Origin of the sequence: Lactobacillus sp. ESL0230, assembly GCF_003692805.1 — a bacterium.
Taxonomy (GTDB): Bacteria; Bacillota; Bacilli; order Lactobacillales; family Lactobacillaceae; genus Lactobacillus; species Lactobacillus bombicola.
The window spans coordinates 710158-730860 of the sequence record NZ_REHI01000006.1 but is presented as its reverse complement, the minus strand read 5'-3'; the positions used below and the strand labels follow the sequence as shown (position 1 = coordinate 730860).

The following is a 20703-nucleotide window of genomic DNA, read 5'->3' as shown; positions in this document are numbered from 1 at the left end:
TTGATAAGAACAGCTTTTGCTTCGAGTATTGGAAAAATACGAAAAAGTAATCAAGATTTTGTACAGGTTTTTAAAAATAAGAATAATGCAGTAATGGCCATTGTTTGTGATGGAATGGGTGGTCATCAAGGTGGGGATGTTGCTTCAACAATGGCTGTAAGCCATTTAGGGCATAGCTTCAGTATGACTGACTTTAATGATTGCTCTAGTGCCCATAAGTGGCTAGATGTTCAGCTTAAAGTAGAAAATGATACAATCTTACATACTGCAGATCGATTTCCAGATCTTAATGGTATGGGTACTACGATTGTTTTAGCAATTGTCTTTAACACTGAAGCAATAATTGCACATTTAGGTGATTCACGTGCATATGGCTACACGGAAGGTAAATTTACTCAATTAGTAGAAGATCACTCCCTCGTTAATGAGTTAGTAAAAATGGGACAAATTACTAAGCAGCAGGCGAAAAACCATCCGCAAAAAAATATTATTACGCAATCATTAGGTGTTTCTAGCACAATTGATCCAGAATTTTGTCAAATCAATTTAAAAAAGCATGATCTTATTTTATTATGTACCGACGGTTTAACTAATTCCTTGAGTGATCCGCAAATCCAACAAGTTTTAGCAACTAAAGACTTGTCCCTTAAAGAGCGGTGTCAAAAATTAATTGATGAAGCAAATCGCTTAGGTGGGGGAGATAATATCACTGTTTGCCTAATTTTGGATGAAGGCGGTGAAAAATAATGATAAATAGGGGCTATTTGCTAGGTGATCGTTATCGTATTATAGATACTCTAGGCGAAGGCGGAATGTCTAATGTATATCTGGCTGAGGATATTATTTTACAACGAAAAGTTGCTGTTAAGATTCTACGCATGGATTTACAAAAAGAACCGCAAATTTTAGCTCGTTTTCAGCGTGAAGCGTTAGCTACTAGTGAACTTAGTCATCCCAATATCGTTATGGTTTTAGATGTAGGCACGGACTATGGCTTACCATACATGGTCATGGAATATGTTGATGGACCAGATTTAAAAGATTATATTAGAAAAAATACGCCTCTTGATTTACATGATGTGATCCGTATAATGGATCAAATTTTAAGTGCAATGACACTAGCTCATAAACATAATGTGATCCATCGTGATTTAAAACCACAAAATATTTTAATGGATAAAAGAGGCAATATTAAGATTGCTGATTTTGGCATTGCCGTTGCCTTAAATCAAAATTCTGTTACACAAACTAACTCAGCTGTTGGTTCTGTTCACTATATGTCACCCGAGCAAACTCGAGGTGGCTTAGTTACTAAGCAATCCGATATTTATTCTTTAGGCATAATTCTTTATGAATTAATTACAGGTTCAGTGCCCTTTAATGGTGACTCGGCCGTTGCTATTGCATTAAAACATGCTCAAGAGCCGATTCCTTCAATTAAAGAAAAAGATGAAAAAGTGCCGCAGTCTTTAGAAAATGTGGTTTTAAGGGCAACAGCTAAGGATCCACGTCTTAGATACGCGTCAGCTTATGAAATGCAAGTTGATTTAGATACAAGTTTAGAAAAACAGCGGGCAAATGAACCCCCATTTTCAGCTAGTAATGGTTTAAATAATGATGAAACAATTGTATTACCAAACTTTAAAGCGAATAGAACGAATGCGACAACAGAACAAGCAAAAAAAAGTATAGCTAAAGGTAAGCAAAAGAAAAGTCCTATTTTTTTTCAGAATTTGCGTAAATATAAATGGTGGTGGATTTTTGTTGGATTAGCAGCCATAACAGTAGTTGGTTTAATGTTTTTTGTGCTTTTTGGTAGGAACAATAATGAAGTTCGTGTTCCTAATGTAACGAATTTAACTGAAAGTAGGGCACGTAGTCGTCTGGAGAATTTAGGATTAAAAATAGGTAGCATAAAGCATAAAAATTCTAATAGCGTTGAAGAAGGTAAGATTATTAAAACCTCACCACCTGCTGGAAAAAATATTAAGCAAGGGCGCTATGTTAATCTCTATGTTTCTGATGGTGCAAAAATGATTCGTGTTCCCGATGTAACAGGTGAAAATTATCAAGTGGCAGTAAATAAACTTGAAAGCATGGGTTTTCAAGTTCTACGAGCAAATCAATTTTCAAATAGTGTTGCGCCAGAGAATGTTATTTCTCAAAGTATTGCAGCAGATGTAGAGGTTAAGCCGGCCCAAACAACGATTACACTTAGTGTTTCTAAAGGTCGAAATGATCATATTGATCATAATCTGGTTAAATTACCTGATTTAAGTACATATTCTTTGAAGAGTGCGCAGATATATGCACATAGGCATAATTTGATTTTGCAAGTTAGTCCAACTTATTCAAATAAGGTCAAAAAAGGTATGATTATTTCTATGAGTCCTTCCGCTGGAACAGCAGTTCAACGTGGTAGTACTGTTATCGTTAGTGTTTCTGAAGGCCCCAAAAAGGAACAAGACTTTACGGTTATCAAGACTTTCACTGTCAATTATGAAAACAATGAGGGAGCTACTGATAGCAAGCAAAACCATGTTCAAATATATATAAGTGATGATAGTCACTCCGTAAAAAATATTTATCGTGATTTGTATATTAAACGAGATGTCAATTTTTCAATACCTTTTGTACTAAAAAATAATTCGGGTATATTAAAGGTTGTTCGTGATGGACAAACGATTTTAAATGAAAAGGTTCATAAATGAATAAGCAGGTAGAAGGAATTATTGTCAGTTCAATTGCAGGATTTTATGATGTTCAAACAAGCAACGGGATTGAGCGTACAAGAGCGCGCGGAATTTTTCGTAAAAATAAACAAAAGCCGACCGTAGGTGATCGAGTAAAAATACAACTTGATGAACATGGAATGAATTATTTAGTTGAAGTTTATGCGCGAACAAATTTAATCGGACGACCTGCAGTCGCAAATGTTGATCAAGTTTTATTGGTTATTTCTGCTGTGGAACCCGAATTTTCTTTGCAATTACTTGATCGCTATTTAACATTTTTTTCTTGGCAAAAGGTTGCAGTTAGTATTTATCTTTCTAAGACTGATTTAGTTAGTGCACCACAATTGACTGAAATTAAGCAAAATCTCAATTATTATACCCAACTTGGTTATCAAGTTATTTATAATTGGGAAGATTTTGCGCAAAATTTGGCTACTATTATTAAGCCCAACCAGATTTGGACCCTGGCTGGGCAATCGGGGGCAGGAAAGTCGACATTAATTAATCATCTTAAAAAGAGCTTAAAGCAAAAAACGGCGGCCATATCTTCTAGTTTAAATCGAGGCAAGCATACAACAAGAATGGTCCAACTTTTCCGCATAGGTCATGGATATTTAGCTGATACGCCCGGCTTTTCTGCAATTGACTTTACACCAATTAAAATAAACGAGTTGTGTAATTACTTTGTCGAATTTAAACGAGTGAGTGGTAGTTGTAAATTTCGTGGTTGTCAACACCTTAAAGAGCCTAAGTGCGAAGTTAAAAATTTAATTGAAAAAAAACAAATAAAGCAAAGTCGCTATGATAATTACTTGCTTATGAGAACAGAAATTGAACATGGGCGGCTTCCAGAATACTTAAAGTAAGAAGAAAGAAAAAATGATGATAGCACCTTCAATTTTAAATATTAATAATCTAGATTTAAAAAATGATATTCAAGTAGCAGCTCAAGCAGGAATCAAAAGATTCCATATTGATATTATGGATGGACATTTTGTTCCTAATCTATCTTTTGGACCACAAGTAGTAAGTGATTTTAAGAAGACTTTTCCTAAGCTTGAAGCTGAAGTACACTTAATGAGTAATAAACCAGAAATAATGGTTCCAGCTTTTGTTAAAGCGGGGGCTGATTTAATGTTGTTGCATTATGAAGCAATGGATACTGCTGAATTGAATAAATGGATTGACTACTTAAAGCAACATCAAGTTAGAGTCGGTCTTGTACTTAATCCTGATACCCCTTTAACGGTTTTACCCCCCTTTATACCAAAAATTGATCAATTATTAATTATGACAGTTTATCCCGGCTTTGGCGGGCAGAAATTTATTGCTGAATCGTGTGAAAAAATTCGCCAAGCCAAAGTTATGTTAGCAAGCAAGATTCCAGTTGAGGTCGATGGTGGAATAAATAGGCAAACTGCAAAATTAGCCCAGGAAGCCGGGGCAGAGATTTTTGTTGCGGGGTCATATTTATTTTGTCAAGAAAGTGTTGTAGCGCAAATTAACGAATTGGATAGGATCTTAAAATGAAGGCTGTTGCATTATTAGGCGGTCCTAAATCACAGTGGCCAGCCTTTATGAAAAAACCAATTTTTGCGGCAAAAAAAAGAGACTCCTTACTAATTGGTGTTGACCGAGGGAGTATACTTTTAGCGGAATTAGGATTAGTACCAGATTTAGCTGTGGGCGACTTTGATTCGCTTAAAAAAAATGAATTAAATATTATTGAACAATATATTCCTGACATGCGCTATTCGGTACCAGAAAAAGATTTAACTGATACTGAATTGATGTTAAAATATGCTTTTGAAGATTATCAGATAAATTTTTTAACACTTTTAGGAGCTACTGGCGGGCGACTTGATCACTTTATGACGAACATGTTAATGATGCTTAAACCTGAGTTTAATGCTTGGGCTGAAAAAATAGAAATTATTGATCGGCAAAATCTAGTTAAATTTTATAATCCTGGTAATCATACAATAAAAAGACGGCCAGGTTATACATATTTTGGAATAGTTACACTATCAGAAGTAAAAAATTTAAATATTAATGGCGCAAAATATAATTTATCTAGTTACTTTAATTCATACCCAATATCTTTTAGCTCAAATGAATTTGTACAACATAACTTAGTCAATTTATCTTTCAATGAAGGCGTTGTTGCTGTGATACAGTCGAAAGATATCAATCGATTTCAGAAAATTTAAAAAACCATTTTCTATAATAATTAGACAGAAAATGGTTTTAATTTAAAATAAAAAAAACTGGCGGCAATTATTAGTCGTCAGCTTTTTTATTATACGCGAGTAACTTTACCAGACTTTAAAGTCTTAGTTGAAATCCAAACACGTTTTGGTTTACCATCAACAAGAATGCGAACTTTTTGAAGGTTTGGCTTCCATGTACGACGTGACGAATTCAATGCGTGTGAACGTGTATTACCAAAAGTGGTCTTTTTACCAGTTAAATAATCTTTTGCCATTTGCTAAACCTCCTTTATTTGTGTTTTCATACTCAATTAAGATAGCATAATTTAAAAATCATTGCAACTCTAAAAAGTATTTTTTATGAATAGGATTTTCCCTTAATACTTGATTACTATGATAAAATAGATTCATAATATCGAGAACAATGATATGGAGGATAAATATGGCTGTAAAAATCAAAACAAAAGATGGTTTGATTGATATTTCAAACGGAGTAATTGCAACTGTCGTTGGTAGCGCAGCTACATCCAACTACGGAGTTGTTGGAATGGCATCAAAGAATGCAATTCGTGATGGATTTGATGGAATTCTTAACCGTGCAAATTATAAACGTGGTGTAGTTGTCAAGTCAGAAGATAATATGATTACAGTTGATGTTTATATTATTGTAGGTTATGGATTGAAAATTTCAGAAGTAAGTCGTAATGTACAAGACAGCGTAAAATTTAACTTGAAAAATCAGCTTGGAATTGATACTAAGGCTGTTAATGTCATCGTTCAAAGTGTTAAAGTGCTTGACGAATAATTCAAGCGGAGGTTTAGGATATTGGTTTTAAAGGAAATAGATAGTAAAAAATTTAGGGATATGGTTCGTGTTGCAACCCATAGATTAGGTCGTAATGCAGAGTTTATTAACTCGTTGAATGTTTTTCCTGTACCAGATGGTGACACTGGCACAAATATGAATTTGACTATTGAAAGCGGAGCTAAAGCTGTTAGTGAAAACACTAGCTCAAGCGTTGGTGATTTGACTGAAAGTCTAGCTAAAGGTATGTTAATGGGGGCACGGGGAAATAGTGGTGTTATTTCTTCACAATTATTTAGAGGTATTTATAAAGCTACCCAGGGGATGCAGACTTTAAATGCACAAGAATTGGCTAATGCTTTTTCTAATGGTGTAGCTACAGCATATAAAGCTGTAATGAAACCAGTTGAAGGTACTATTTTAACGGTTGCTCGCGTGGCAGCTCAAGATGGTGTTAATAAAGCTAATGAAACTGATGATGTTGAAGAAGTAATGAAGGCCATTGTTGAAGGTGCAAAAAGAGCATTAAAAACAACCCCCGACTTATTACCGGTATTAAAGCAAGTAGGTGTAGTTGATTCTGGTGGTCAAGGCTTACTATTTATTTATGAGGGCTTTTTAGAAGGACTTTTAGGAGAAAGCTTTGCCGATCGCTATCAACCAGATGAAGGTGAAATGGATGAAATGATTAATGCAATGCATCATCAATCAGTTCAATCCCAGCTTTCTACTCAGGATATAGATCATGGTTATTGTACGGAAATTATGGTTGATTTAACTGCCGATATTCCTAATAAAAAAGCCTTTAATCTGGAAGAGTTTAGAAGTTATCTTTCAAAATTAGGTGATTCATTACTAGCCGTTTCAGACGATGAAGTTGCTAAAGTACATATTCATACAGAGCATCCGGGTGAAATCTTTACTTATGGTAGTCAATTTGGTCAATTAGGCAAAATAAAAATTGATAACATGCGGATACAACATGAAACAATTGTCAACAGTAATGAAGAAAATCAGGAAAGTGTTGATTTTGCTGTGATTGCAGTTGCGTCTGGAAATGGGATTAGAAAGCTGTTTGAAAGTGAAGGAGTCAACCGAATTATTTCTGGTGGACAAACAATGAATCCTTCAACTCAGGATATTATTGATGCAATTAAAAAATCTGGTGCTAAGCAAGCGATTGTATTGCCAAATAATGGCAACATTGTGATGGCAGCTAAGCAGGCAGCAGAAGTTAGTGATATTCCAGTTGGAATTGTTCCAACTAAGACGATTTCTCAAGGATTAACAGCAATGTTATCGTTTGATCAAGATGCTAGTCTTGAAGACAATATTGAAAGCATGACAATGGCACTTGAAACAGTTGTTTCTGGCGAAGTTACTCAGGCTAACCGGGATACTAACATTAATGGGATTGATATCCATAAAGATGACTATCTTGGTATTATTGATGGTGACATTCAAGTGGCAACAGTTGATTTAATTAACTCAACTGTAAATATGATTGAGAAGATGTTAGATGAAGATTCAGAAATTATTACGGTAATGTATGGCCGTGATTCCAATAAAGAGCAAGCAGATCAAATTATAGCCGCTCTTGAAGCAAAGCATGATGACTTGGAATTTGAAGTTCATGATGGTGGTCAACCAGTGTATAATTTCTTAATTTCTGTGGAATAAAAATGGATGCAAGTAAGGTATTTGCTCCCGTAACTGATTTAAAAGGAGTAGGGACAAAAACTGCTGCAATACTTGGAAGCCTTGGAATTTATAGTATTTACGATTTACTTTTTTATTTTCCTTTTCGCTATGATGAATTACAAACAATTCCTCTTGATCAGATCATGGATGGTCAAAAAGTAATGCTAAAGGGAATCGTTGCTACGGAAGCTTTTGTAAGTAGATTTGGCTATAAAAAAAGCCGTTTGAGTTTCAAATTAATGATTGACCATGATGTTGTCATGGTCAATTTTTTTAATCAACCTTGGCTTAAAGAAAAAATTGTAATTGGTCAAGAAGTAGCAATATATGGTAAATATAATTTGGCCAAGCAAAGTTTGTCAGCTTTTAAATTTGTAGCAGCAAAAGCAAATGATAGCGGTATGGCACCAATTTATTCAGTTAATCGGCATCTTAGACAGAAAAAATTGACGGATTTAATTGACCTGGCTATAGCAGATTTTTTACCAGAAATAGGTGACGTGGTACCCTCTGCTATACGTAAGAAGTATCGACTATTAGATGAACAAGAGATAATAGTAAAGATGCATCATCCTAAAAATGGTAAAGAAGCTATGATTGCTAAAAGAAGTGCAATTTTTCGTGAATTTTTTATTTTTGAAATTGAACTGGCATTTTTAAATAACTTTAATGCTAAAAGTATTGGATTTGCTAAAAAATATGATTTAACTGAAGTAACAAAATTAAATAGCATGTTGCCATTTGAACTTTCGGCGGATCAAAAGCAAGTGATTAATGAGATTTTTGCTGATTTACATTCTAATCGACAAATGAATCGTTTATTACAAGGAGATGTTGGATCGGGAAAAACAATTGTTGCTGTTTATGTAATGTTTGCAGCAGTTACAGCTGGTTATCAAGTGGCTTTAATGGTACCTACAGAAATTTTGGCTACGCAACATTTTAAAAAAATTGATGAATTACTAAGTCCATTTGGGATAAAAACAGCTCTCTTAACGGGTACAACCAAAACACTGGAACGACGAGAAATATATAAGGAATTGGCTGATGGGACACTTAATATTGTGGTTGGTACCCATGCTATAATTCAAGCTAAAGTTATTTTTAAAAAATTAGGTTTAGTAATTATTGATGAGCAGCATCGCTTTGGTGTAGGTCAAAGGCAAACCTTAATTAATAAGGGTGATCGGCCAGATGTATTGACGATGACAGCTACGCCTATCCCGCGTACTCTTGCTTTAACAATATACGGGAATACCGCAATTTCTGAAATACGACATCTGCCAGCGGGCCGAAAACAGATTATTTCTGTTTGGAAAACTAGTAGTCAAATAAATGATGTGTACAAATTGATGCAGAAACAATTAAACCAGGGTTTCCAAATTTATGCAGTGACACCATTAATTACAGAATCTGAATCGTTAGATTTAAAAACTTCTGAACAACTTTTTGAGAAACTATCTCATGATTTTCCTAAACAAAAGGTAGTTTTATTACATGGACAAATGCCCGGAGCTAAAAAAGACGAAATTATGATGGCTTTTGCTACAGGAGAAATTGATATTTTAGTAGCAACTAGTGTAATTGAAGTTGGCGTAGATGTGGCTAATGCTAATATGATGATAATCTATAATGCTGATCGCTTTGGTATGAGCCAGTTGCATCAATTACGTGGTAGGATTGGTAGAGGAAAAACTCAAAGCTATTGTGTTTTTTTAGCTGATCCGAAAACAGAAATTGGTAAAACAAGGATGCAGACAGTCTCAGCAACAACAGATGGCTTTAAACTTGCAAAGGCAGATTTGAAAATGCGGGGTGCAGGTGATTTATTTGGTAAAGCACAGTCAGGTTTACCCGAGTTTCAAGTTGGCAATGTCGTTAATAACTATGAGACACTAGTAGTGGCACAACAAGTAGCTAGAGATGTCATAACACAGGATCCAGATTTACAACAGTCAATACATAAAAACCTTAAGCAGGTACTAGAATATAAACAATTACAGCAAGAAAGAACTTAGAAAAGATTGGTAAAAATGAAAACAATTGCAATTGATGCAATGGGCGGAGAAAATGCCCCAGAGGCAATCGTCCAAGCTGTTTTACAAGCAAAAGCTGAACTAAAGAATACAAGGTTTATTCTTTTTGGTGACGAAGAAAAAATAACTAATTTAATTGGCCAGGATAAAGAAAGAATAGCAATTGTGGCAACCACTCAGGTGATTAAGGATGAAGATGAGCCGGTTAAAGCAATTCGTACTATGAAAGATTCTTCCCTAGTGGTCGCTGCACAGTATGTTAAACAAAAAAAAGCAGATGCACTTCTTTCCTTAGGAAATACAGGCTCAATCTTAGCCTGTGGGATTTTTATTATTGGACGAATTAAGGGAGTAGCGCGCCCTGGATTTATGCCAACATTACCGGTTAAAAATTCTGATGATGGATTCAATATGATTGATGTAGGAGCGAATGCTAAGAGCCGCCCGGAGTATCTCCTTGATTGGGCAAAAATGGCTGCATATTATGCTGAAAAAATCAGAGGAATTAAAAATCCTAAAGTTGCTCTGCTGAATAATGGGGCTGAAAGTGATAAAGGCGATGACCTGCATCAGCAGGCATACGAGTTATTACGTAAAAGTAATCTTAACTTTATTGGTAATATTGAAGGCAACGAGTTGCTGGACGGTAAAGCAGATGTTGTTGCAACTGATGGCTTTACTGGGAATGCAGTTCTTAAAAACATTGAAGGAACTTCAAGCGTTTTAATTCATTTGTTAAAGGATAGTCTGCTAAACAATGGACCAATCACCAAAATAGGTGCATTAATGATTAAAAGTGCTTTAAAAGGACTTATATCAAAATTCGATGTTGATAAATATGGTGGGGCAGTTTTACTGGGAACAGATGCGCCAGTAGTTAAAACGCATGGTCGTTCTGATAAGCGTGCAGTTTATTATACGATTAAGCAAATAGATAAAATTTTAAGTGAAAAAATAATTGATCAATTTAGACAGGAATTTGATCATAAAAAATAATTTAAAGTTAGGGTAAAAAGGAGAAAATGATGACTGAAGAAGAAATTTTTATCAAAATTCGTGATATTTTAGCTGATAACTTAGAGGTTGATAAAGATAAAATCACCTTAAATACTGATTTTACTAATGATCTTGATGCTGATTCTATAGACTTAGTTGAGTTTATTTTGCAATTAGAAGATGAGTTTGGCTCAGAAATTTCTGATGAGGATGCAGAAAAAATCAAAACTGTTGGTGATGCAGTCAATTACATTACTTCTCATCAAAAATAATTTTAAAAAAGTCGTCTTGTAATTTGCATGTAGTCGATTTAATGTATATAATTAGAAATTAAATAAATTTATTAAATATCTTTAATAAATTCTTTGAAAATTTGAGAGGGGAAATGACCTTTGGAAAAACAAAGTGATCTCTTGCTAGACATCCAGCATTTGCATACTGCTTACCGTTTACAAGGAAAATTTTATGATGCTGCTGATGATATTAATATAACATTGAAGCGTGATGAGATTTTATCAGTTGTAGGTGAATCTGGTTGTGGTAAGAGTACAATTGCTGCAAGTATTATTGGTTTATATGACCATAAAAATACAAAAGTAACTGGCGATATTATGTACAATGAATTAAATCTTGTAGGTTTGAACGAATCCTTATTTGATAAGATTCGAGGAAATAAAATTGGAATGATTTTTCAAGATCCGCTTGCAAGTCTTAATCCGTTAATGAGAGTTGGAGACCAAGTAGCTGAAACACTCTATTATCATACTGATATGAATGAACAAGAGCGGCACAATCGTGTAATTGAGTTGTTCAATCAAGTAGGGATGCCAAAACCCGAGTCAACTTATGCCATGTATCCCTTTGAGCTTTCAGGTGGTTTGCGTCAGCGAATTGTTATTGCAATGGCAATTGCCTGCAAACCAGAAGTAATTATTGCTGATGAGCCAACAACTGCTTTAGATGTTACTATCCAAGCCCAAATTTTAGATTTACTAGAAGATATTCAGCGTCAATCTCATTCTGGTATTATCCTAATTACACATGACTTAGGCGTTGTTGCCGAAACAGCTGACCAAGTTGCTGTCATGTATGCTGGACAGGTAGTCGAAAAAGCAGATGTAAAAACTATTTTTGAAAATCCTTTGCATCCTTATACTCGTTCTCTTTTGAATTCAATGCCGCAATCTGAAGATGAAGATGAAGATTTACATGTTATTCAAGGAACAGTTCCATCATTACAAAATATGCCTCATGAAGGTGACCGCTTTGCCGCAAGAATTCCTTGGATTCCTGCAAGTGCTCATGAACAAGAGCCAATAATGCATGAAGTTGGACCTAATCACTGGGTAAGATGTACTTGCTGGAAAACGTTCCACTTTCAAGATGAAGTAGGTGGGGAGTAGTTTTATGGCTAAAGAAATTATTCAAGTTAAGAATTTAAAGGTTCATTATCCGATTAGATCAGGTTTTTGGAATCGTATAACAGATTATGTTCGTGCTGTTGATGATGTGAGTCTTACAATTAACGAAGGTGAAACATACGGTTTAATTGGTGAATCCGGTTCAGGTAAATCAACGACTGGTAAAGCAATTGTTGGCGTTGAACCAGTTACTAGTGGACAAATTATTTATAAAGATGTTGATGTGACAAAGCCAAGTAATCGGCGTAAACTTAACTACAATAAAGACGTTCAAATGATCTTTCAAGATTCAATGTCAAGTTTGAATCCACGAAAAAGAATTGAAGATATTATTGCCGAGCCAATTCGCAATTTTGAAAATCTGACTACTGATCAAGAACGTACTCGAGTACAAGAGTTATTAGATATTGTTGGGATGCCTAGTGACGCAATTTATAAGTTTCCACATGAATTTTCGGGCGGTCAAAGACAAAGAATTGGTGTTGCGCGCGCAGTTGCAACTAATCCAAGATTAATTGTTGCGGATGAACCAACTAGTGCCTTAGACTTATCGGTTCAAGCTCAAGTATTGAATTTTATGAAGCATATTCAACAACAATATAACATTGCTTATTTGTTTATTTCACACGACCTGGGTGTTGTTAAGCATATGTCTGAAAACTTAGCAATTATGCACCGTGGACGTTTGGTAGAGATTGGCAGTAGAGCAGATATTTATAATCATCCAATGCACATTTATACCAAGCGACTATTATCGGCGATTCCAGTGGTTGATGTTGAAAATAGAACAGAACATAAAAAGCATCGGCAAGAAGTTGAATTGGAATTTCAAAACGATCAAAGTAAGTGGTATGACAAAAATGGTTGTGTCTATCCTTTACAACAAGTTTCTGGTAATCACTGGGTAGCCTTGCCTAAAGATGAAGTAATACAAGAAGAATTAAATGAAAAGGGGAGAGACTAATCATGTGGAAAACAGTCTTAAGACGTATATTAATCATGATCCCACAATTGATCATTTTGAGTATTTTAGTCTTCTTCTTGGCTAAAATGATGCCCGGTGACCCGTTTAGTGGACAAATAAATCCTAATACGGATCCCAAGCAACTTGCCGCTTTAAAGCAAGCAGCAGGTTTGAATGATCCAGCTCCAGTACAATATGCTCGTTGGGTGGGTAATTTGTTCAAGGGTGATATGGGTACCAGTTATATCCAGCATGTTCCTGTAACTTCACTAATTGCTGATCGAGCTGTAAATACATTTTGGCTATCACTATTAACGACAATTATTTGTTATGCAATATCTATTCCTTTAGGTGTGACTGCTGGTCGTCATCAAGATGAGTGGCAAGATCAAACAGTTCAAATTTTTAACTATATAACTTTTGCTGTGCCAGCGTTTGTATTTTTCATTTTAGGAATTTGGTTGTTTGGTTTTACTTTGGGTTGGTTCCCTATTTCAGGTTCAGTCTCACCAAATGCTTCAGGATTTTGGGGCACTTTGGGTAGTCAACTGTATCATATCCTCTTACCAGCAATTTTATCAGCATTAATTACTACAACCTCGATTGTGCAATACCTTAGAACTGGTATTGTTGACAATAAAGTTGAAGATTATGTTCGTACAGCACACAGTAAAGGTGTTCCGGATAATGTTGTTTTTAATAAACATATTTTGCGTAACTCATTACTACCAATTGCATCTTCATTCGGTACAGTAATTACTGGGTTATTGAGTGGCTCAATGGTGGTTGAAATGGTTTTCAGTTACCCAGGAATGGGAAAATTATTCCTAGATTCGATTGGTCAGCGTGATTATACTACTTTAACGGCATTAATTTTAATTTTTGGTACTTTAACTTTACTTGGTAATTTATTGTCCGATATCATTATGAGTATTGTTGATCCAAGAATAAGAATTAAGTAAGGAGGAAGAGGAATGTCTGATAAGAAAAAGAATGCTTCAAAAACAGAAGTAAAAAAAGCAAAAATTTCTTCTCCTGCCTCAAGTTTTAAAGTGGTTGTGCGGGAAATTGTTAAAGACAAAGTTGCTTTAACTGCATTTATTATTATTGTTTTAATTTTGTTGTTTACTTTTGGTGGATCTTTATTCTTAGATTCTAGCAAAGTTACTGAGATTAACATTATCGATGCCTATAACGGTTGGGGAGTTAATGGTCACTTATTTGGTACAGATGATGGTGGCCGTGACATTGTTAATCTCTTAATTATGGGTGGCCGCAATTCAATTTTAATTGGACTCGGTGTTACTGCTGTCTGTGAACTAGTGGGGCTAGTGGTTGGATTAGTATCTGGCTATTATGGTGGTTACATTGATGCCATTATTATGAGAATTGTTGACTTTGTGCAAGTTTTACCGAGAATGCCAATTGAAATTGTTTTAGTTACAGTTATTCCGCATTACAGTGCGTGGAGTTTGGTTTGGATTATTTCGGTATTTGGATGGACCAATACTGCAAGATATTTTAGGGCCTTTGTTTTATCACAACGCGATCGCGACTATGTTCTTGCATCTAAGACTTCTGGTTCATCAGATCTAAAAATTATGTTTCGTGAAGTATTACCGAATATTACGTCAATGTTAATTATTGATGTTGTGTTAACAATTGCTGGTAATATCGGTATTGAAACTACTTTGTCATTTATTGGTTATGGTTTACCACCAACAACGCCTTCTCTAGGAACTTTAATTGGTTTTGCCAACGATCCGGTTAATGTCGTTAACCGTCCTTGGTTGTGGTTACCAGCTACTGTTATGTTATTAGCAATATCATTAAGCATTAACTATGTAGGTCGAGCACTCCAACGTGCAGGTGACGCAAGACAAAGAGAAAATTAAATAAACTATAAAAAAGCTTTGCTTTGGCAAGGCTTTTTTATATTGCTTTTTATAGTGAAACCTGTGATTAGTCAGTTATTGGGCGCTGTGTTAGAATATAAACAATGTCTTATTATAACAAATATAAAAAATTATAATTAGCCAGACTAGATAGGAGTTCTATAATATGTACAAAACAAGAATTATTAGCTTTACAGGTCTCATCGCAACTGTTGCCTTAACCTTAGCTGCGTGTGGCAAAAGTGATAGTAATTCTATCAATAATGAAAATGCAAAGCTAGTAAGTAAATTTCCGCAAGCTGTTCCAGTTAAAAAAACCAGGCAAGGCGGTACGGTAAAATATGCAGTAGAAACTGATACACCATTTACAGGAATTTTTTCTGATGAGCTTTCTACAACTTCAATTGATGGTGCTGTAGCAGCACCAGGTGAAGAAGCACTATTTGATACAGATAACAATTTTAAAATTACTGATAAAGGCCCAGCAATTCTAAAAATTAATCGCACGACTAAAACAATAACGATTACGGTCAAAGAAGGGGTTAAATGGTCAGATGGTAAGCAGGTTAATGCCAAAGATATAGAATACCCTTACGAGATTTTAGCCAATAAAAAAACTAAGTCACAAAGATATAGTAGTCAATTTGAAGAAATCGTTGGTATGAAGGAATATCATGAAGGCAAGGCTAATACAATTTCAGGAATTGAAATGCCTGATGGTGATAATGGACGTACAGTGATAATTCACTTTAAAGCGTTGAAGCCAGGAATGTTATATAGCGGAAATGGATATTTTTGGGAAAGTGCTGCCCCTTATCACTATTTAAAAAATATTGCATTTGATAAATTACAATCGGCTGATGAAATTAGAAAAAAACCATTATTTTTTGGTCCATTTCAAGTTCAAAAAATTGTTCGGGGGGAAGCAGTAACTTGGGTGCCTAATAAATATTACTGGCGCGGTAAACCAAAGCTAGATAAAATTACCGCTCAAGTAATTTCACCTAACTCAACTTCAGAAGCAATTAAAAATCAAAAGTTTGATGTAGCACAAGTAATTAATTCACAATGGAATCAAGTAAAGGATACAAAGGGAGTTAACTTTGTAGCGCAAATTCCACTTTCATATAATTATTTGGGTTTTAAAGTTGGTAAGTGGGATAATAAGGAGGGCAAAAATGTCATGAATGCACAGGCAAAAATGAATAATAAGTCTTTACGTCAAGCAATGGCTTTTGCTATGAACATTGGTTCTGTTGATCAACAATATACCTCGGGATTAAGTTTTCCTATTCCTACTCTTATTCCGCAACAATTTGGTGATTATTTCAATAAAAATTCTCAAAAATATGATTATAATCTTAAAAAGGCAAATACTCTATTAGATAAAGCTGGTTATAAAAAGAAGGGTAAATGGCGAGTTCAGCCTAATGGTAAACCATTAACAATTCATCTTTTAGCAAAGACAGGAAGTTCTGTTCAAGAACCAACAATCCAAAACTATCTCCAACAGTGGCAAAAGATTGGCTTAAATGTCAAATTAGTGAGTGGCAGACTAACTGAATTTAATTCATTTTCTGATAAAATTCAAAATGATGATCCAGAAGTAGATGTTTTTATAGCCGGCTGGAGTTTAGCAAGTGAACCATCACCTGCCTCCTTATACGGTGAATCTTCGCCAATGAATTATACGCGATTTGTTACTTCAGAAAACAATAAACTACTAAACCAAATTGATTCTGAAAAGTCATTTAATCATGAATATCGTGTTCAAAAAATTCATGAATGGCAAGATTATATGAATAATCAGGCTTACGTAGTTCCAATGGATAATTCATACATACTAACAGCTGTTAATCAAAAATTGACAGGTTATTCAACTAAGCCAGTCGATAATTCAAATGGGCACCAATTATGGGGCAAAGTTGGCTTTAGTAAATAAAAATATGTGAAAAAGCTCAGTTTAAAACTGAGCTTTTTTATTTGCAAAAAATTATGGTTTAATTAGATTAATAAATTAATGCGCTGTTTTTATTAATTATTTATTAACAAATATCTTGATTTTAAAAATATAAATGTTAAAATCTCTTTATTAACTTGTTCTTTATTAATTTGTAATTGAAATTTACTTTATTTTTAAGGAGTTTATTTATGAAAAAATCAAAATTATTTAGTTCAATTGGGGTTGTAAGTGCTGCGGCACTAACTTTGGTTGCTTGTGGTAAAAATAGTAATAATGCTGACACTAATGATGCTAAGACAGCAAGCAAGTTTCCGCAGGAAATGCCTGAAAAAGAAGCAAAACAAGGTGGAGTTGTGAAATATGCTATTGAAACAGATTCACCATTTACAGGGATTTTTTCAAATGAATTATATACAACTGCCACAGATGCTAAAGTTATGGAGCCAGGTAATGAGTCACTATTTGATACCGATGACAATTACCAAATTACTAACAAGGGACCTGCCTCACTAAAAATTGATAAGAAAAATAAGACAGTTTCGATTACCATTAAAAAGGGGGTTAAATGGTCAGATGGCAAGCAAGTTATTGCTAAAGACGTTGAATATCCTTATGAAATTATGGGTAATAAAGCTACTAAATCGCAAAGATATACCAGTCAATTTGAATTTATTAAGGGCATGAAAGAATATCACGAAGGCAAGGCAAAGTCAATTTCAGGTATTGAAATGCCAGATGGTGAAAATGGTCTTAAGGTAGTAATCCATTATACTGAATTAAAGCCTGGTATGTATAATAGTGGAAATGGTTATTTTTGGGAATGCGCAGAACCATATCACTATTTAAAAGATGTACCTTTTAAAAATTTAGAATCTTCAGATAAAGTTAGAAAAGATCCTCTCTTTTTTGGACCATATCAAGTTCAAAAAATTGTGCGTGGTCAATCAGTAACTTGGGTACCAAATAAATATTATTGGCGTGGCAAACCCAAATTAGATAAAATTGTTTCTCAAGTAGTTTCAACCAATTCTACTTCTCAAGCAATTAAGAGTCATAAATTTGATATAGCAGAAGTAATAAATACACAGTGGAAGCAAGTTAAAGATACTAAGGATGTAACTTTTATTGCTAAGGTGCCATTAAGTTATAGTTATTTAGGATTTAAAGTTGGTAAATGGGATGCTAAAACCAGTAAAAATGTTATGAATCCTAAGAGTAAAATGAACAATAAGGCATTGCGTCAAGCAATTGGTTATGCTATGAATATTGAAGCAGTCAACAAACGATACACAAGTGGCTTGACTTTCCAAGTACCAACTTTAATTCCAGCTCAATTTGGTGATTACTTTAATAAAGATGTTAAAGGCTTTTCATATGATTTAAAGAAAGCCAATCAGATTTTAGATAAGGCTGGTTATAAGAAAAAAGGTAAGTGGCGTGTACAACCAAATGGTAAGCCATTAAAAATCAAATTATTAGCAGCTCAAGGTGATTCTTCAAGAGAACCGATTATTTTAAATTACATTCAACAATGGCATAAAATTGGCTTAAATGTTGGGCTAGTAGGTGGACGTTTGGCTGAAGCAAATTCATTCTTTGATAAAATTCAACATGATGATCCTTCAGTTGATATGTTTATGGCCGGGTGGTCATTATCAAGTGAACCATCTCCTGCGGGACTTTATGATGAAGGAGCAGCGTTTAATAATGAAAGATTTGTGACTCCTGAAAATACGAAATTATTGAAAGAGATTGATTCGCAAAAGTCCTTTGACCACAAATATCGGGTGGAGAAATTCCATGAATGGCAAAAATACATGTTTGACCAAGCCTATGTAATTCCAACTAATAATTCTTATAATATTTCAGCTGTAAATAAAAAGTTAACTGGTTATTCTTTAAGACCTTCAAAAGGCAATTCTGCTTGGTATAATGTTGGTTATGTAAAATAAATTTTGATTTAATTCATAGATTAATGAATAATTTATAAAATATTTCTTTGCATATTAAAGTAAAAATGTTAAAATTCAGTCGTTAACTTGTTCTAGAAACTTCAATCACTTTATATGTGAAGGAGTTGTCTATTATGAAAAAAAGAAATATTTTAAGTTCAATTGGACTTGTTAGTGCCGCTGCTTTGACTTTAGTAGCTTGTGGCAAAGGCGGCAATAATACTAGTAATGAAGGCGCTAAAACAGCAAGTAAGTTTCCTGCAGAAACGGCTGTTAAGGATGCTAAGCAAGGTGGCACATTAAAGGTAGCTGAAGAAACGGATACGCCATTTACTGGAATTTTTAATGAAGAATTACAAATGAGTCAGCCTGATGCCGATGTAATGAGTCCTGGATCGGAAACTCTCTTTGATACTGATGACCATTATAAAATCAATGACAAAGGAGCAGCGACTTTAAAACTTAACCGCCAAGCCAAGACAGTAACAATTACCGTTAAAAAGGGTGTAAAATGGTCAGACGGCAAGCAAGTTACTGCTAAGGACATTGAATATGCTTATGAGATTATTGCAAATAAGGGCACTAAATCACAGCGTTATTCATCACAATTTAATATTATCAATGGAATGGCTGAATACCATGAAGGTAAGGCAAAAACAATTTCTGGAATTGAAATGCCTGATGGTGAAAATGGAAGAACTGTAGTTTTACATTGTAAAGAATTAAAACCGGGTATGACTAACAGTGGTAATGGTTTTATTTGGGAAGCGGCAGCGCCATATCACTATTTAAAAGACATTCCTTTCGATAAATTAGAATCTTCTGATAAGATTAGAAAAAATCCACTATTTTTCGGCCCATTTCAAGTCCAAAAAATTGTGCGTGGTCAATCAGTAACTTGGGTACCGAACAAGTACTATTGGCGTGGTAAACCAAAGCTAGATAAAATTATCTATCAAGTAGTGTCACCTAATTCAGCTTCACAAGCAATTAAAAGTCATAAATTTGATGTAGCACGTGTTGTGAACAGTCAATGGAAACAAGTCAAAGACACTAAGGACGTAGATTTTGTAGCCCAAGTTCCGCTAGGCTACCGGTATGTGGCTTTTAAAGTTGGTAAATGGGATGCTAAAAAATCTAAAAACATTATGAATCCAAAGGCGAAGATGGGTGATAAGAACTTGCGTCAGGCCATGGCTTATGCGATGAATACGGATCAAGTATATAAGCATTATACAGATGGGTTAAGTTTCCAAATTCCAACCTTAATACCAGCCCAATTTGGTGATTACTTTGATAAGAGTAACAAAGGTTATACTTATAACCTTAAGAAAGCCAATGAAATCTTGGATAAAGCTGGATATAAGAAGAAGGGTAAATGGCGTACAACGCCAAATGGTAAACCATTAACCATTAACTTTATGGCAATGTCGGGTAATGCAATTCAAGAGCCAATTGTGCAAAATTATATCCAACAATGGAATAAGATTGGCTTGAATGTTAAGTTAGTTGGTGGTCGTTTAACTGAGTTCAATTCCTTCTACGATAAAGTACATCATGATGATCCTAAGGTTGATATGTTTATGGCTGGCTGGGGTCTATCAAGTGAACCATCACAAAATCAAATGTATAGTGAAGGAACTATGTCAAACTATTCTAGATTTGTTACACCGGAAAATAACAAGTTAATTGCAGAAATGGATTCACAAAAGGCCTTCGACCATAAATATCGGGTGGAAAAATTCCATGAATGGCAAAAATACATGGTTGATCAAGCTTATGTCGTGCCAACTTATAATGAATACCAGATAGATGCAGTAAACAATAAATTAACTGGTTACTCACTGAAACCATCAAAATCTAATAATGGTCATCCATTATGGTACCAAGTTGCTTATACTAAGTAATTTACGATTAATAAAGGAAACTCGAGCAATGCTCGAGTTTTTTTGTTTACAAAATTATAATAAAAAGTTGAAAAATTAACATTAGGTGATAATATTAAATTAAAAGGTTATAAAATAT

At 34.5% G+C, this 20703-nt stretch carries 18 protein-coding genes; 17 read left to right on the top strand and 1 reads right to left on the bottom strand.

Annotation, left to right across the window (positions count from 1 at the left end; translation table 11 throughout):
* Genes F5ESL0230_RS05290 through F5ESL0230_RS05270 form a run of 5 tightly spaced genes read left to right on the top strand, consistent with a single transcriptional unit; the run spans position 1 to position 4945 of the window.
* A complete protein-coding gene (locus F5ESL0230_RS05290) occupies positions 1 to 747 on the top strand; it encodes a Stp1/IreP family PP2C-type Ser/Thr phosphatase (RefSeq protein WP_122021890.1) in 747 nt (248 codons plus the stop codon).
* The gene (pknB, locus tag F5ESL0230_RS05285; RefSeq protein ID WP_122021889.1) at positions 747 to 2711 is read left to right on the top strand and encodes a Stk1 family PASTA domain-containing Ser/Thr kinase; all 1965 of its coding nucleotides are present in this window, start codon (positions 747 to 749) and stop codon (positions 2709 to 2711) included. The genes F5ESL0230_RS05290 and pknB overlap by 1 nt, the downstream gene beginning before the upstream one ends.
* Entirely contained in the window at positions 2708 to 3601 is an 894-nt protein-coding gene (gene rsgA / locus F5ESL0230_RS05280) for a ribosome small subunit-dependent GTPase A (protein WP_122021888.1), read from the top strand. The genes pknB and rsgA overlap by 4 nt, the downstream gene beginning before the upstream one ends.
* 13 nt (positions 3602 to 3614) lie before the next feature.
* On the top strand, positions 3615 to 4265 hold the full coding sequence (gene rpe / locus F5ESL0230_RS05275; RefSeq protein WP_122021887.1) for a ribulose-phosphate 3-epimerase: 651 nt from the start codon (positions 3615 to 3617) through the stop codon (positions 4263 to 4265).
* Positions 4262 to 4945: a thiamine diphosphokinase gene (locus F5ESL0230_RS05270; RefSeq protein WP_122021886.1), complete on the top strand. Its 684-nt coding sequence runs from the start codon at positions 4262 to 4264 to the stop codon at positions 4943 to 4945. The genes rpe and F5ESL0230_RS05270 overlap by 4 nt, the downstream gene beginning before the upstream one ends.
* Before the next feature lie 89 nt (positions 4946 to 5034).
* Here the strand turns inward: F5ESL0230_RS05270 and rpmB are convergent, their stop codons facing one another.
* Positions 5035 to 5220 carry a 50S ribosomal protein L28 gene (gene rpmB, locus F5ESL0230_RS05265; protein WP_122021885.1) on the bottom strand — a complete coding sequence of 62 codons (186 nt, stop codon included), beginning with the start codon at positions 5218 to 5220 and terminating at the stop codon, positions 5035 to 5037.
* Between the two features lie 167 nt (positions 5221 to 5387).
* Here rpmB and F5ESL0230_RS05260 point away from each other — a divergent pair, with 167 nt between their 5' ends.
* From F5ESL0230_RS05260 to F5ESL0230_RS05205, 12 genes are all read left to right on the top strand, one after another.
* The gene (locus tag F5ESL0230_RS05260) at positions 5388 to 5750 is read left to right on the top strand and encodes an Asp23/Gls24 family envelope stress response protein (RefSeq protein ID WP_090092743.1); all 363 of its coding nucleotides are present in this window, start codon (positions 5388 to 5390) and stop codon (positions 5748 to 5750) included.
* 21 nt (positions 5751 to 5771) lie between these two features.
* Positions 5772 to 7430, top strand: a complete 1659-nt coding sequence (locus tag F5ESL0230_RS05255; RefSeq protein ID WP_122021884.1) for a DAK2 domain-containing protein — start codon at positions 5772 to 5774, stop codon at positions 7428 to 7430.
* A 2-nt stretch (positions 7431 to 7432) separates the two neighbouring features.
* Positions 7433 to 9469 (top strand): ATP-dependent DNA helicase RecG, encoded by a 2037-nt coding sequence (gene recG, locus F5ESL0230_RS05250; protein ID WP_122021883.1) that lies wholly within the window; start codon positions 7433 to 7435, stop codon positions 9467 to 9469.
* A 15-nt stretch (positions 9470 to 9484) separates the two neighbouring features.
* Positions 9485 to 10483, top strand: coding sequence for a phosphate acyltransferase PlsX (gene plsX / locus F5ESL0230_RS05245; RefSeq protein ID WP_122021882.1), 999 nt, complete (start codon positions 9485 to 9487; stop codon positions 10481 to 10483).
* A 29-nt stretch (positions 10484 to 10512) separates the two neighbouring features.
* A complete protein-coding gene (acpP, locus tag F5ESL0230_RS05240) occupies positions 10513 to 10755 on the top strand; it encodes an acyl carrier protein (RefSeq protein WP_122021881.1) in 243 nt (80 codons plus the stop codon).
* A gap of 120 nt (positions 10756 to 10875) precedes the next feature.
* Complete coding sequence (locus F5ESL0230_RS05235) at positions 10876 to 11886, top strand: ABC transporter ATP-binding protein (protein ID WP_122021880.1); 1011 nt, start codon at positions 10876 to 10878, stop codon at positions 11884 to 11886.
* Positions 11887 to 11890: 4 nt separating this feature from the next.
* On the top strand, positions 11891 to 12868 hold the full coding sequence (locus F5ESL0230_RS05230) for an ATP-binding cassette domain-containing protein (RefSeq protein WP_122021879.1): 978 nt from the start codon (positions 11891 to 11893) through the stop codon (positions 12866 to 12868).
* Between the two features lie 2 nt (positions 12869 to 12870).
* Positions 12871 to 13830 (top strand): oligopeptide ABC transporter permease, encoded by a 960-nt coding sequence (gene opp4B, locus F5ESL0230_RS05225; RefSeq protein ID WP_090092732.1) that lies wholly within the window; start codon positions 12871 to 12873, stop codon positions 13828 to 13830.
* A gap of 12 nt (positions 13831 to 13842) precedes the next feature.
* The gene (locus tag F5ESL0230_RS05220) at positions 13843 to 14763 is read left to right on the top strand and encodes an ABC transporter permease (RefSeq protein WP_090092731.1); all 921 of its coding nucleotides are present in this window, start codon (positions 13843 to 13845) and stop codon (positions 14761 to 14763) included.
* Between the two features lie 166 nt (positions 14764 to 14929).
* Complete coding sequence (locus F5ESL0230_RS05215; RefSeq protein WP_122021878.1) at positions 14930 to 16705, top strand: oligopeptide ABC transporter substrate-binding protein; 1776 nt, start codon at positions 14930 to 14932, stop codon at positions 16703 to 16705.
* 209 nt (positions 16706 to 16914) lie between these two features.
* Positions 16915 to 18678, top strand: a complete 1764-nt coding sequence (locus F5ESL0230_RS05210; protein ID WP_090092728.1) for an oligopeptide ABC transporter substrate-binding protein — start codon at positions 16915 to 16917, stop codon at positions 18676 to 18678.
* A 134-nt stretch (positions 18679 to 18812) separates the two neighbouring features.
* On the top strand, positions 18813 to 20585 hold the full coding sequence (locus F5ESL0230_RS05205; RefSeq protein WP_122021877.1) for an oligopeptide ABC transporter substrate-binding protein: 1773 nt from the start codon (positions 18813 to 18815) through the stop codon (positions 20583 to 20585).
* Positions 20586 to 20703: the final 118 nt, after the last annotated feature.